Source organism: Pseudomonadota bacterium (assembly GCA_010028905.1).
GTDB lineage: Bacteria > Vulcanimicrobiota > Xenobia > RGZZ01 > RGZZ01 > RGZZ01.
In genome coordinates, this window is record RGZZ01000094.1 from 1 (window position 1) to 13,527 (window position 13,527).

Below are 13,527 nucleotides of genomic sequence, written 5' to 3' on the forward strand. Positions count from 1 at the left end.
GTTCTCGAGAAGGCCCCGGGCGTGCCCGACATCACCACGGGCGGACGCTCCACGGTTGGGCTGATCCGGCGCGCGCAGCCCAACCGTGGAGCGTCCGCCCGTGGTGATGTCGGGCACGCCCGGGGCCTTCTCGAGAACAAGGGTGAGCGGGCCTGGCCAGAAGGCCCGCGCGAGCACCCGCGCCTCGAGTGGAATGCCCACCGCCCAGCGGTCGAGGGCCGTGGCGTCGGCGACGTGCACGATGAGCGGGTGGTCGGCGGGCCGCCCCTTGGCGCTGAAGATGCGGGCGACGGCCTCGGGATTCGACGCGTCTGCGCCGAGCCCGTACACGGTCTCGGTGGGAAAGGCCACCAGACCGCCCTTGCGCAGCACCTCGGCCGCACGTTCGATGAGAGTGGCGTCGATGTCCACGACGTTCAGTACACGCCCCCATCCGGTCGGGATGATCGCAGTCTCCCCGCATCCACATCGAGACGATAGGTCGGCGTCGTCCCGCTCCAGGTGGTCAGGTCGAAGGTTCCCCCGGTGGCCACACGCTCGACAGCGACGTCGTGAACCTCGAGCGGGGCGGCCTTGAAATCGTCGCGCGGCTGGGGGCGCGCCTGCAGGAACCAGGCGGGCCCAGTGCCCACCACCCGCGCCGCGCCGTCTCCTTCCACGAGAACGGCGGCCCCTTCTTCCACGGCGATGCCGCGCACGCGCGAGGCGCCGTCCTCCATGGTGCGGCTCATGAAGGTCAGCAGGCGGCCCATGCGATCGCGCGCCATGAAGTGGGTGTCGGTGATCACGTCTTTCATGTAGGGGAGGCGCAAGAAGTGGTGCTCGAGGGTGACGTGGCGGTCGTGCGGATCTGCCAGGGCGGTCTTCGAATCGACCGTGTCGTGCGCCGCGGTGAACACGTGCTCGCCGAGGATGGCCAGTCCCGCGCTCGTACCCCCGACGGGCACACCCGCATCGACACGCGCCTGGATTGCGTCGCCCAGAGGCGTATCCTTCCACATGCGCACGTAGTCCCACTGATCGCCGCCCGCCACGAAGATGGCGTCTGCCTTGCGGACCCGGTCGACCACGAACGGGTCGCGGGCGGCGCGGGGGCGCGTGATGACCAGGGTCTCCACCGAGTCGACCTTTCCCAGGCCGTCGATGTACTCGTTGTAGGCGTCGCCTCCGCTCGCGCGCAGCACCACCACGTCACCGCCGCTCGCGTGCTCGGCCAGCCAGCGGAAGGCGGCGTCGACGTCTTCACCGCCCCCTGCGAGCAGGAGCCCCGGGCGCGGCGTCACGTTTGCGTCGGCGGCGTTTCCGCGGCAGGTCCAGGTCCAGCCGTCACCGCTTCTGCACGACGTCTGCGCCGCCGCGACGCAGCCGAACCAAGGGGCGCCCACGGCGGCGGCCGCCAGCACGTACCCGAGCCGAGCCGCCATTCCCTTGAGGCGGCTGGCCATGGCGCGCAGACCCGTCAGCGCGACCGACGCGGGCCTCTGGGGGGCAGGGGCGCCCGCTGGCGTGAAGTGGTCGCCGCGCGTGGGTGAGTCGGCGTCAGCTCGGGCGCAAGGCGCTGCAAGCGGTGAGCGCGAGGGTGTACGCGACACCTGGGGGGAGGAGGTCATCGAAGCGATGTCAGGCATGGCGCGAGAATAGCAGACGCAAGGGGAGCGCGGGTTTCCGAAACGTTACACTTTTTTCGGTTCTGCAAGCGCCCGGCACAAAATCATGGGGCCTGCCCGTGATGGGGGGCTTCAATCTTTACATTTTGCCGACCGTCTGCTACAACCCATCAGAATGCGCACGCTCAGCAACGCCGACAGACGTCTCTCACCTCGTCGTGGGGGCTTCACCCTCATCGAGCTGCTGGTCTCGGTGGCAGTCTTGATGATTGCGTTCATGCTCATCCTGCCGAACCTCAACCGCCTGACCTCGCAGCAGCAGTGCAACCAGGCCGCGCAGCGCCTGTTCGGTGACGTGCGCCGTGCGGCCGCGCAGGCCCTGAAGGCCGAGAGCCTGGTGGTGATCGATTCCACCTCCACGGGATACACCATCTCCCTCGTTCCGGAGACGAGTCTGGGCAACTACTCGTACGCATCCAACACCTGGACCGTGATCAAGCGGGTCGATTTCCTGGCCGACTTCCCGAGGGTGCAGATATCGAACGGGGCATCGACGCGCGTCATCCTGGGGCCGAAGGGGTGGCCCGTCGCCTCGGGCGACACCTCCACCACCCTCACGAACGGCGCCACCTCGGCGGGCCTCACCACCACCGCCAGCATACTCCAGACTGCTGACGCCGGGTCGACGAACTCCACGAACCGCGGCCAGTTCTACCGCTGGACCTGCACCGTGGGCACGCCCACGACCTACACGGTCAAGCTCTACACCAACGGCCGCATCTTCGTCGACACCCCCTGACAGATCGCGTTCAGCGCCCGCGGGCCTTCGCACCCTCGATAGCCTGGCGCAGGCTCACGATATCGGCCTCGCTCTCGAGGGGCGCTGAGACGCGCAGCGCGATGGCGCCATCTCGCCCGTACACGGCGGTGTGTGGAATGGTGCCGCTCGTGATGCCCAGGCCCTGTATGAGGGCGTCGGGCGCGCCGGTGTACACGATGACCGGGAAATCGATGGCGCTGGCGGCTGCGTAGTCGCCCACGGTGCGGGCGACCGCCTCACGCGGGCTGTCGTCCATGAACATCTCCCACGAGACGCCCACGAACGCCACGTCGGGGTCGTTCACCAGCGCGGCGTGCAGCTTCACGAGCAGGGGCATCTCGTCGACGCAGCCGGTGCACCAGGTCGCGAAGTGATGCGCCACCAGCACACGCCCCTGCTGGGCGTCGATGTGGGCTTCGAGCTCGCGCAGGTCTGCGAAGGTCACAGCGGGGGGCATGGGCTTTGTCTCCTTCAGAAGAAAGCCGCGCCCGTCACCTCATACCCGTCCTTGGGAGAGAGGCGCCAGGCGCGGTGGGCGTTTTGAGACGCAGGAGCGGGTGGGCTCAGCTGCCTTTGACGAACTCGACCTCGATGGTGATGAGCACGTCTTCGCCCACCAGCAGCCCGCCGCTCTCCATGATCTTGTTCCAGCCCAGGCCGAAGTCCTTGCGGTTGATGGTGGTGCTGGCGGTGGCGCCCACACGGGTCTTGCCGAACGGATCCTTGATGACCTCGGAGAACTCACCGCCCAGCACGACGGTCTTCGTCACGCCGTGAAGCGTGAGGTCGCCCGTGAGCTGGAACTTGCGCCCCGAGGTCTGGCGGAAGCGCTTCGACTTGAAGGTGATGGTGGGGAACTTCTGCACGTCGAGGAAGTCGGCGCCCTTGAGATGGCCGTCGCGCTTCTCGTTGCGGGTGTCGACGCTGGCGGTCTGGATGATGGCCTCGACCTGTGCTGAGCCCACGGTCTTGCCGTCGAACGAACCGCTGCCCGAGGTATCGCGGAACGAGCCGGACACCCGCGAGACCCCCATGTGGGCCACGGAGAACGTCACGTTGGTGTGGGCCGAGTCGAGCTGCCAGCTCTCGCCTGCGCGCAGGGGAGACACGCACGCCAGTGCGACGGCGAGGATGATGACGCACCGAACGATGCGATGGGGGCTGCGCATGAGGGGGTTCTCCTTCGGGGTGTTTCTGAGACGGCCAGGGCCGTCAGGGGAAGGGTGTGCGCGCCGTCGGCCTATTCGACGGCGGAGGTGGCCGTGGGCATGACGAAGGCCTGGGCCTCGTGCTTCACGTCGGGTGTGGTGGCGCAGGCCGATTTCATGCAGAAGCCGCACGCCTGGGGGCCAGCGACGCCCTGACGGAAGCGGCGGAAGAGCTCTGACTCGCTCCAGATCTCGTGCAGGCCCTTGCGTCGGATGTTGCCGGCGGGGAACTGCCGGCATGTGAACGAGCATGGGGCGACGCTCCCGTTCGCGCTGATGAACGTGAACAGGTTGGCGCCCTGGCAGCGATAGCCGAAGGCCGTGCTGGTGACCCCTGGCCCTTTGTAGGGGAAGTGCGCCATCTTCAGGGGCACCTCGAGGGTCTCCACCATCTTGCCGAGCTTGCGGTACAGGTCGGCCCCCTCTTCGCTCGAGAGCCACAGGCCGGGCTGCTCGGCCCCATACCCCACGGGCTTGAGGAAGTCGAGGCTCCAGGTGTTGAGGCCCAGCTTCTGCACCAGCCGCGCAAGGGCGAGCACCTCGGAGATGTTCGGGCGCATGAGGGTGGTGTGCAGGGCGATGTGGGTCTTCGGGAAGAGCTCGCGCAAGGTCTTGACGCCGCGCATGGCCTTGCGGTAGGCGCCCTTGACCCCTCGGTAGTAGTCGTACGACTTCTCGGCCGCGCCGTCGAAGCTCACCCGCACCGACTTCAGCCCGACCTCGGCCATCTTCTTGGCGAGCACGCGGTTCACGCTGGTGGCCGTGGTGCTGATGGAGACGCTGATGCCACGCGCGCGCGCGTGGCGAACGATCTGGAGCAGATCGGGGCGCAGGAAGGGCTCGCCACCGCCGAGCACGACCTGGCTCGTGCCGATGTCGGCCATCTCGTCGAGCAGCTTCTGGATCTCGGCGAGGGTGAGCTCGTTCGGCAGCGCGTCACGGGTGTCTTGCGAGCAGTGCTTGCAACGCATCAGGCACTGGTTGGTGACCTGCAGATGCACCCGCAGCGGGGCGGAGAGCATGCCTTGAAGGGGGCGGGGGGCGACCATGTCGCCTGCGAGACGGCCCTCGCTGTCGATGAGCTCGATGGAGCGGCACAGCTGGACGAAGGTGTCGAACGACTGACGGGTCAGCCGCTCCGCGATCTGCGGATACAGCGCATCGATGGGCTGGTTCCGCGCGCCTTCGAACAGCATGGCGGCGTCAGCGTCGAACGGAATGTAGTCACCACGCTCGCGATCATAGACGAGGGCGCCGAAGTGCTCCTTGCGGACCAGGAACCGGGGCAGACTGGACGTGACGCGCTCCTTCGCCGTGGCCCGACCCGCTCGGGTAAGTGAACCACGAGCAGGCCGACGGACGATTTTGGCGCCTTCAATTCGCGGTTTGCGTCAGAAAGCCTTCGTGCCCTGAAAGCGGGTCTCCGGGAAGCCGATCAAGCACCGCACGCGCGCGGTCGCCGCCTCAGCGGTTGACGGTATCGCCAGACAGATAGCTGATGCCCGTGCTGGGACCGCTGAGCTCGAGAACCAGACCCATGAGGACTGAGCCGATTGCGCCGGTCATGTCCATCGCCTCCTTTGCACCGAGTGGCCGCCCGGTATCTCCGGGCCCCCTGTTGCAGGCATCATAGCACGTCTGTCGCCGACGAACATTGCGGTGTTGTTAACAGCCCGCGCCGAGCGGTTCGGGGGGGTCGAGGAGTCGGGCCGCCCGCTGGGGAAGGGGAGACCCATGGGTGCTCCCGTTCTGCTGTGCAACGAGAATCGAGGGTTTGGCGGGGGCGAGGTGCACACCGTGGCCCTCGCCCGGGTTCTCGCACGTCACGGCTGTGCCATCACGCTGCTCTGCCGACGCGATTCCTGGCTCGATGGCGCCGCCGCCGAGATCGATCGGCGGCACGCCCCCTTCGCGAACGAGATCGACGCGCTCACGGTTCTCAAGGCGGGCCTCCTGCTGCGCCATCACTCCGTGGCGCACGCGCACGCGGGCCGCGATCACCTCCTCGTGGGCACGGCGGCGCGCCTGCGCGGCGTTCCGATGGTGCGCACCCTGCACAGCTTCCTCGAACCGTCGCTGAGCGGCCTCAGCCGTCGGGTTCTGCAGCGCCACACCGATCGCGTCATCTGCGTCTCGAACGCGCTGCGGGCGCAGGCGCTCGAGTATGGCGTCCCCCCCGACCGCGCCGTGGTCATTCCCAACGGCATCGACGTGTCGCGCTTCGCCCCTTCCGGTCAGGAAGCGGCGCGTCGCGCCCTCGGCCTGCCGCTGGAGGCCCCTGTCGTGGGCGTGGTGAGCGGCCTGTGGGATCTGAAGGGACCGGATCTCCTGCTCGAGGCGATGGCGCGCGTGCCGCGGGTCACGGTGGCCATCGCCGGCGACGGCCCCATGGAGGCGCAGCTGCGTGGCATGGCAGAGGCCCACGCCATGACCGACCGCGTCGTCTTCCTGGGGCGTCTGAGCGATCCTCGCCCGGTCTACGCCGCGGCAGACCTGGTGGTGATGGCGTCGCGCCAGGACGCGTTTCCCCTGGTGGCGCTTGAGGCGCAGGCGTGCGGACGGCCTCTCGTGGCGTTTGCCGTGGGGGGCATCCCCGAGGCTTCGGTGAACGGGGTCACGTCGGTTCTGGTAGAGCCGCTCGACACGGCCGGTCTCGCCCAGGCGGTGAGCGCCCTGCTCGACGATCCCGCGCGTGCCGAAGCCATGGGGCGCGCGGCCGAGGCGCACGTGCGCGAACACTTCTCTGAAGACGTGATGGCGGGGCGGGTCATCGCGCTCTACGAGGCCGTGATCGAGGCCCGCGCCCGCGGCGAGAACGCGCGTTGACAAAGAGCACAGAGGGACTGTGCCCCCCATCTCGTAATACCTCCTCTTCACAGCCGTGACCATCTCCCGCGCACGCAGCGCTGCGCGTGACAGTCCCGGCCACCTCAGGGGCGACCCCGCCTTCGGCGTCGCTCCTCCATCGGAGACTTCATGGAACTACGTGGCAAAAAGGTTCTGGTGACCGGCGCCGGCGGCTTCATCGGCAGCCATCTCGTGGAGCGCCTGCTCGAAGAGGGGTGCGACGTGCGCGCCTTCGTGCACTACAACTCGGCGGGTCGCTGGGGGTGGCTCGAGTCGCTCTCTCCCCAGACCCGCGACGCCCTTGACGTGTTCGCGGGCGACGTGCGCGATCCCAATGGCGTGCGGTCGGCCATGCGAGGGGTGAGCGTGGTCTTCCACCTGGCGGCGCTCATCGCCATCCCCTACAGCTATCACTCGCCCGACAGCTACGTCGACACGAATGTGCGGGGCACCCTCAACATCGTGCAGGCGGCTCGCGACCTCGGGGTCGAGCGGGTGCTCGTCACCTCGACCTCGGAGGTCTACGGCACCGCGCTCACCGTGCCCATCTCTGAGACGCATCCGCGTCAGCCCCAGTCACCGTACTCGGCCACCAAGATCGGGGCCGACTGCCTGGCTGAGTCGTTCTATCGCGCCTTCGATCTCCCCGTGGTCATCGTGCGACCGTTCAACACCTTCGGACCGCGACAGTCGGCCCGTGCGGTCATTCCCACCATCATCACCCAGCTGCTGGCGGGCGAGCGCGAGATCCGCCTGGGCGACACCGCGCCCACCCGTGACTTCAACTTCGTGCGCGACACCGCCGATGGCTTTGTGGCCATCGCCCGCTGCGACGAAGCGGTGGGGCAGGACATCAACATCGCCACGGGCGTCGAGATCAGTGTGGGAGAGCTGGCCCAGAACCTCATCGATCAGATCGACGGTCGGGCCCGCATCGTGCTCGACGAGAACCGGCTGCGCCCGGAGAAGAGCGAGGTCGAGCGTCTGCTGGGCGACAGCGCGAAGCTGCGTCGTCTCACCGACTGGCGCCCCCGGCACGACCTCTCGCAGGGGCTGGCCGAGACCATCCGGTGGTTCAGGGAGGGCGAGAACATGCGGCTGTACAAGCCCCTGGCGTACAATGTCTAGAACCATCTGGCTCGATGCGCCGAACGTGGGGGCGCTCGAGAAAGACTACCTCTGCCAGGCCATCGACAGCGGATTCGTCTCGACCATCGGCCCGTTCGTGCCGAAGTTCGAGCAGACCGTGGCCGCGTGGCTCGGCGCACCGGGCGCCTCGGCCACACAGAGCGGCACCGCCGCGCTTCACGTGGCGCTGATGGAACTCGGGGTGGGGGAGGGGGACGAGGTCATCGTGCCGACCCTCACCTTCGTCGCCACCGCAAACCCCGTCATGTACCTGCGGGCCACGCCTGTCTTCGTCGATGCCGATCCGGATACGTGGAACCTCGACGTGGCGGCCGTGGAACGGGCCATCACCGCGAAGACCAAGGCCATCGTGCCGGTTCACCTGCTGGGAAACCCGGCCGACATGAGCGCGCTCATGGCCGTGGCCCGAAAGCACGGCGTGCCCGTGATCGAAGACGCCACCGAGAGCCTCGGCGCAACCGTTGAAGGGGTCTCCACCGCCGCCATCGGCGACCTCGGTTGCCTCAGCTTCAACGGCAACAAGACCATCACCACCGGTGGGGGCGGCATGGTGGTGGGGCGAGACATCGACCGCCTCACCCACATCCGCTTCGTGGTGAACCAGGCCCGGGACGAGAGCCGCGGCTACTATCACCCCGAGGTGGGCATGAACTACCGCATGACCAACCTCGAGGCGGCGCTGGGCCTGGCGCAGATGGAGCGGCTCGACACCTTCCTCGAGCAGAAGCGGGCCTTTCGCGCGGTCTACGAAGAGGCGCTGGGCAGCGTGCCGGGGCTGCGCCTCCAGCGCGAGGCGCCCGGCGCGCGCAGCGCGTGGTGGCTCAACGCCGTCGTCTTCGAGCGCGACGGCGTCGACATCCCGGCGTTGCAGAAGCGGCTTCTCGAGCAGGGCATCCAGACCCGGCGCATGTTCGTGCCCATCACCGACTTCCCACCCTATGCGCCGTATGTCACGGCCGAGCATCCGGTGGCGCGGCGCCTGTATGAGCGGGGGCTGTGCCTGCCCAGCTCGACCCTGAACACCATCGACGATGTGCATCTCGTCTGTCTAAGTCTTCGCGCGCTGCTATGAAGCGTCGCATCTGCGTCGTCACCGGCACCCGCGCCGAGTACGGCCTGCTGCGCCCGCTGCTGGCCGAGATCGTGGCCTCTCCCTCGCTCGAGCTGCAGCTGGTGGCAACAGGCGCCCATCTGTCGGCCGAGCACGGGGCCACGGTCTGTGAGATCGAGGGCGACGGCCATCGCGTCGACGAGCGGGTCGAGATGCTGCTCAGCTCCGACTCCGACGTGGCGGTGTGCAAGTCGATGGGGCTGGCGCTCATCTCGTTTGCTGAGGTGTTCGGGCGACTCGACCCGCACATCGTACTGGGGCTGGGCGATCGCTACGAGCTCTTCGCCGCCTTGAGCGCGGCGTCGGTGTGCCGTCGTCGCATCGGTCACATCCACGGTGGCGAGCTCACTGAAGGGGCGTTCGACGATGCGTTCCGCCACGCCATCACCAAGCTGAGCCACCTGCACTTCACCTCCACCGAGGTCTACCGTCAGCGCGTGATCCAGCTGGGTGAATCCCCTGACCGGGTCTTCAACGTGGGTGCGCTCGGGGTCGACAACATCTGCAAGCTCCCCTTGCTCGAGCGCGCCGATGTCGAGCGCGAGATCGATCTGACGCTCTCGCGCCCCACCCTGCTCGTGACCTTTCACCCCGTCACCCTCGAGCCGGAGCAGGCCCCCCTGCAGTGCCGCGCGCTGCTCGACGCCCTCGAATCGATTCCGGGAGCGCGCTTCGTGTTCACGGGGGCCAACGCCGATCCGGAGGGCCGCATCGTGCGCGACATGGTCGAAGGCTTCGTGCGCCGTCACGCCGATCGCGCCCGGTCGTTCGCGTCGCTCGGGGTTCTGCGCTATCTCTCGCTCATGCGTCAGGTCGATGCCGTGGTGGGGAACTCATCGAGCGGAATTCTCGAAGCCCCGTCGCTGGGCGTGCCCACGGTCGACATCGGTGACCGTCAGCGCGGTCGGGTGAAGGCCGACAGCGTCATCGAGTGCCCTCCGCGCACGGCCGACATCGCCGCCGCCATCACCCGCGCCTTGACCTCCGAGATGCGTGCGCGCGCGGTTCAGCAGGTCACCCCCTATGGCGACGGGCACGCCGCCGAGAAGATTCGCGAGGCTCTCGAGCGCACCGACGTGCTGGCGCTGCGCAAGACCTTTCACGATCTGGGGCGATAGCGAACGTGCGCTCGCGCCTTGCGCGTCTCGTCGTGGTGAGCGCTCTCTCGCTCTTCGTCGAGATGCTGCTCATCCGCTGGATCTCGACCGAGGTGCGCATCTTCGCCCACCTCAAGAACCTGGGGCTCATCGCCTGCTTTGCGGGTCTTGGCATCGGCCTCGGAACAGGGCGTCGCACCGTCAGCCCACAGGTGACGTTCGCGGGCATGGCCACGCTCAGCGTGCTTGCCCTGCCACCGTCTCTGCTGGGGGCGCTCTCGCTGAAGAACCTGTCGAAGTACATCTTGTTCACTGATCTCTACTCGTGGACGCCGGCCGAGAGCCTTGGCGTCGTGGTGGCTGGGCTGCTCGCCCTGGTGGCCGTGTTCACCCTCATCGTGTTCATGTTCATCCCGCTCGGAGAGAGCCTGGGTGAGCTGTTCAGTGAATCGCGCGCGCCGCTGCGCGACTACAGCGTGAACGTGGCGGCCAGCCTGGGGGGCATCGTCGCCTTCACCGCCCTCTCGGTGGCAGGTGCGGCGCCCTGGGTGTGGTTCGTGTGCGCGTTCGTGCCGATGCTCATCATGCTGCCTCGACGCCTCGACTCGCTGGCGTTTGCCGTCACCTGCATCGCGATCATGGTCGGGGCGCCCCGATGCGTTCCCGAGAACCCCGCCCTGCAGGTGCAGCAGTGGTCGCCATATCAGAAGATCCAGGTCTGGAAGGTCGAGGCGCACCCGGGAGACGCGCCGCGCACGTGGCAGCTCACGGGGCCGATGGGCGACCCCGCGGCCGCGGTCATGCACATGCTCGAGGTGAGCGACACGGCCATGATGTGGATGCTCGACCTGTCGAAGGCCGAGATGGCTCGCCACCCGTGGCTCACGTGGCCCGGCAAGATCGAGTGGTACAACTTTCCCTATCACGTGCACACCGCCGCGCGACGGGTTCTGGTCATCGGTGCCGGTGGAGGCAACGATACCGCCGCCGCCCTCCGCCACGGCGCCGAGCACGTTGACGCTGTCGAGATCGATCCGTGCATCGCAGCCCTCGGGCGCCGCTTTCACCCGGAGCACCCCTACGACGATCCGCGGGTTGCGGTGCACATCACCGACGCTCGTCGCTTCCTTGCAGCCACTCGTGAGACATATGACCTGGTGGTGTTCGCCCAGCTCGACAACACCGATTACAATTCGATGTCGAACCTGTCGAACATTCGCATGGACAGCTATATCTACACCCGCGAGGCGTTCTCGCAGGCCTATGGCCTGCTCGCGCCGGACGGCGTGATGGTGGTGAACTTCGGCGCCACCGAGGCGATCGGTCGACGCACGGTGAAAGCGCTGCTCGACGCCACGGGCCAGCTTCCGCGATCGTTTGCCAACTCGCTGCAGCTGCTCTTCCCCGGGCAGCAGAACGCCTATGTTCTCGACAGATCGGGTCGCCTCGACAGAGCCGCGGCCAGCGACCCGGTGCTGAGCGCCTGGGTGAAATCGCGCGAGGCGCACTGGCAGCCGGATCTCGATGCGCCTGAGGTGACCGACGACTGGCCTTTCTGGTTCTTGCCGAAGCGTGCAATCCCGTCGCTGCAGGCCCTGGTGATGGTCTCCATCCTGGCGGTGAGCGCGGGGCTGGCATTCCTTCTGCTGCCGCGCGGCAGAAGGGCCGTGAGCGGTCGATTCTTCTTTCTCGGCGCCGCGTTCATGCTGCTCGAGGTGCACTCGATCAGCCGCGTGGCTCTGGTTCTGGGGGCCACCTGGCTGCCCAACGCGGCCGTGGTGTCGGCCATCTTGATCATGATTCTCGCGGCCAACTTCGTGGTCGAGCGCTTCAAGCCGTCGCCTCGATGGGTGTGGGTCGGGCTGTTCTGTGCCGTGTCCCTGCAGCTCTTGCCGCTGCATCGCGGGTTCGACGCCTCGAACCCCGGGTCGGTGGCGCTGCTGCTCGGGCTGTACGCCTTGCCCCTGTTCTTCGCGGGGCTTGTGTTCGCGCGCGCGTTCGCCACGTCTGAGGCGCCCGCCGACGCCTTGCGCTCGAATCTCGTGGGGTCGGTCTTCGGTGGCGTGCTCGAGCTGCTGGGGTTCGTCATCGGCATGCGTGCCCTGGTGATCGTGGTGGCCCTGCTGTACGGGCTGGCGGCCGCCTCGAAGGTTGATATGGCTGGCACGGTGAAGGGGGAACAAGCAGGATGAGGAGAGTCGATATGCCCGTTCGTCTGTGGAGCACACGGTTCAAGCGAGCGCTGTGTCTGCTGCTCATGGCGGCCGCGCTCAGTTCGTGCGGCGGTTCTGGCGGAGGGCAGGCGGCCTCGGGTGGCGCCGGCTCGGTGGTTGCTGCTGACCTGGCTCCGCTCACCCCGAAGACCGCTTTCTTCGAGGTGCACATCCTCGACGCGTTGGGGGCAGATGACCTGGTGCCCGCGCAGACCGTGGCGTCGACGGTGTCATCGGTCACGTTCAACGACGTGCCGGTGGGCGATGTCATCGTGCGGGTGGTGGGTCTCGACGCGAACAAGGTCGCCATCGAGAGCGGCGAGTCTCCCGCGTCTGTCGTTCGGGGGGTCACGGCGGCAGTGGTGGTGACGCTCACCATCTTCCCCACGCCGACGCCGACGCCGACACCGACGCCGACACCTCCCCTCCGACCCGCGGGTCCCCCCTTCTTGTATGTCACGGCCAAGAGCTCGCAAGACATCGCAACCTACGCCTACGACTCGTTGACGGGCGGACTCACGTTTGTGAGCTCGGTTCCGCTCACGTTTGTGCCGACGTCGGTGGTGTACAGTCCAGCGCTCGATGTGATATACGTCGCGGGGCTCTCCCAGACGATTTCGAACACAATTGTCGTCGTGGCCTTCAACGTTGTCGGAGGAGCGGTGGCGGCCCCCCCCATCAGCAGCGTGACCCGCAGTGCTGCATCGGTGCACAGCCCCACCCTCGCCATGGATGGCGGGGCGCACAGTCTCTACCTTGTTGACGATGCCAGTGTTGGCGCTTATTCGATCTCCCAGAATGGTGCCATTGGGAGCGTTGCGTTCAGCCAGAGCGTGCCCTTGACCCCACCGCAGTACCTGGCAGCGGCGGTCGGTGTCAATCAGAGCCAGCCCAGCGGCTTCAGCCTCTACGCCTTCTCTGCAGACAACCTGCAGCCCACCACCGATGCCATGAGCGCCACCATCTTCTTCCCCGTGGGAACCGCACCGCTGACACCGCTCACCACCCGGTTCTCCAACGTGGGGACTCCCACGGCCATGTGCGCCCATCCGAGCGGCAAGGTCGTCTACATGGCGGGCGACGTGTTGGGATCGCCTGGCCCGAGTGACGTGTCGAACCTCGCCTCGAGCTACGACGTTGACGCCACCAGCTTTCTGAGCAGATCGGCGAGCGGCCGGGTGCAGATCGGCACGCACAACGCCTCGACCAACACCCCCACGGCGGGGCTTGCCGTGTCGAGCGACGGCCAGCGGCTGTATGCCACATCTGCCGATGGCATCAGCACGGTGAGCCTCGACCCCTCCACGTTTGCCGTGCAAGGGCCTGCCGCCTTGCTCCCCAGCTCGCCGCCTTCCAGGGCCATCTTGTCCACCGGAAACCGAACCCAGGGGGGGGTGGTCTTCGTGGGGCAGCAGATCGGGAATTCGCAGGAGCAGATCACCAGCTACCCCGACTTCGGAACGGGACTGGGCTCG

13 protein-coding genes are annotated in these 13,527 nt (G+C 67.5%); 8 read left to right on the forward strand and 5 right to left on the reverse strand.

Annotated elements, in window-relative coordinates:
* Both EB084_08930 and EB084_08935 read right to left on the reverse strand, forming a co-directional pair.
* Positions 1–420 (reverse strand): threonylcarbamoyl-AMP synthase (locus EB084_08930; GenBank protein ID NDD28371.1); only part of this gene is annotated, 420 nt, incomplete at its 3' end.
* Positions 417–1,445, reverse strand: coding sequence for a hypothetical protein (locus EB084_08935; GenBank protein ID NDD28372.1), 1,029 nt, complete (start codon positions 1,443–1,445; stop codon positions 417–419). The genes EB084_08930 and EB084_08935, both read right to left, overlap by 4 nt.
* Here EB084_08935 and EB084_08940 point away from each other — a divergent pair.
* Positions 1,444–1,641: a hypothetical protein gene (locus EB084_08940; protein NDD28373.1), complete on the forward strand. Its 198-nt coding sequence runs from the start codon at positions 1,444–1,446 to the stop codon at positions 1,639–1,641. The two genes, EB084_08935 and EB084_08940, sit on opposite strands and share 2 nt — an antisense overlap.
* Before the next feature lie 141 nt (positions 1,642–1,782).
* Positions 1,783–2,406 carry a prepilin-type N-terminal cleavage/methylation domain-containing protein gene (locus EB084_08945; protein ID NDD28374.1) on the forward strand — a complete coding sequence of 208 codons (624 nt, stop codon included), beginning with the start codon at positions 1,783–1,785 and terminating at the stop codon, positions 2,404–2,406.
* A 10-nt stretch (positions 2,407–2,416) separates the two neighbouring features.
* Here EB084_08945 and EB084_08950 read toward each other — a convergent pair whose 3' ends face one another.
* The 3 genes from EB084_08950 to EB084_08960 form a co-directional block, all read right to left on the reverse strand.
* Positions 2,417–2,884: a TlpA family protein disulfide reductase gene (locus tag EB084_08950; GenBank protein NDD28375.1), complete on the reverse strand. Its 468-nt coding sequence runs from the start codon at positions 2,882–2,884 to the stop codon at positions 2,417–2,419.
* Positions 2,885–2,990: 106 nt separating this feature from the next.
* Positions 2,991–3,596 (reverse strand): polyisoprenoid-binding protein, encoded by a 606-nt coding sequence (locus EB084_08955; protein ID NDD28376.1) that lies wholly within the window; start codon positions 3,594–3,596, stop codon positions 2,991–2,993.
* 71 nt (positions 3,597–3,667) lie between these two features.
* Positions 3,668–4,831 (reverse strand): radical SAM protein, encoded by a 1,164-nt coding sequence (locus tag EB084_08960; protein NDD28377.1) that lies wholly within the window; start codon positions 4,829–4,831, stop codon positions 3,668–3,670.
* A 538-nt stretch (positions 4,832–5,369) separates the two neighbouring features.
* On the opposite strand from EB084_08960, the gene EB084_08965 reads away from it, so the two are divergent.
* The 6 genes from EB084_08965 to EB084_08990 form a co-directional block, all read left to right on the forward strand.
* On the forward strand, positions 5,370–6,461 hold the full coding sequence (locus EB084_08965) for a glycosyltransferase family 1 protein (protein ID NDD28378.1): 1,092 nt from the start codon (positions 5,370–5,372) through the stop codon (positions 6,459–6,461).
* A gap of 150 nt (positions 6,462–6,611) precedes the next feature.
* A complete protein-coding gene (locus tag EB084_08970) occupies positions 6,612–7,610 on the forward strand; it encodes an SDR family NAD(P)-dependent oxidoreductase (GenBank protein ID NDD28379.1) in 999 nt (332 codons plus the stop codon).
* Positions 7,603–8,703, forward strand: coding sequence for an aminotransferase class I/II-fold pyridoxal phosphate-dependent enzyme (locus EB084_08975; GenBank protein ID NDD28380.1), 1,101 nt, complete (start codon positions 7,603–7,605; stop codon positions 8,701–8,703). The genes EB084_08970 and EB084_08975 overlap by 8 nt, the downstream gene beginning before the upstream one ends.
* Complete coding sequence (gene neuC, locus EB084_08980; GenBank protein ID NDD28381.1) at positions 8,700–9,860, forward strand: UDP-N-acetylglucosamine 2-epimerase (hydrolyzing); 1,161 nt, start codon at positions 8,700–8,702, stop codon at positions 9,858–9,860. The genes EB084_08975 and neuC overlap by 4 nt, the downstream gene beginning before the upstream one ends.
* Positions 9,861–9,865: 5 nt before the next feature.
* The gene (locus EB084_08985; protein NDD28382.1) at positions 9,866–12,031 is read left to right on the forward strand and encodes a hypothetical protein; all 2,166 of its coding nucleotides are present in this window, start codon (positions 9,866–9,868) and stop codon (positions 12,029–12,031) included.
* Between the two features lie 11 nt (positions 12,032–12,042).
* On the forward strand, positions 12,043–13,527 hold a 1,485-nt coding region (locus EB084_08990), incomplete at its 3' end, for a hypothetical protein (protein ID NDD28383.1).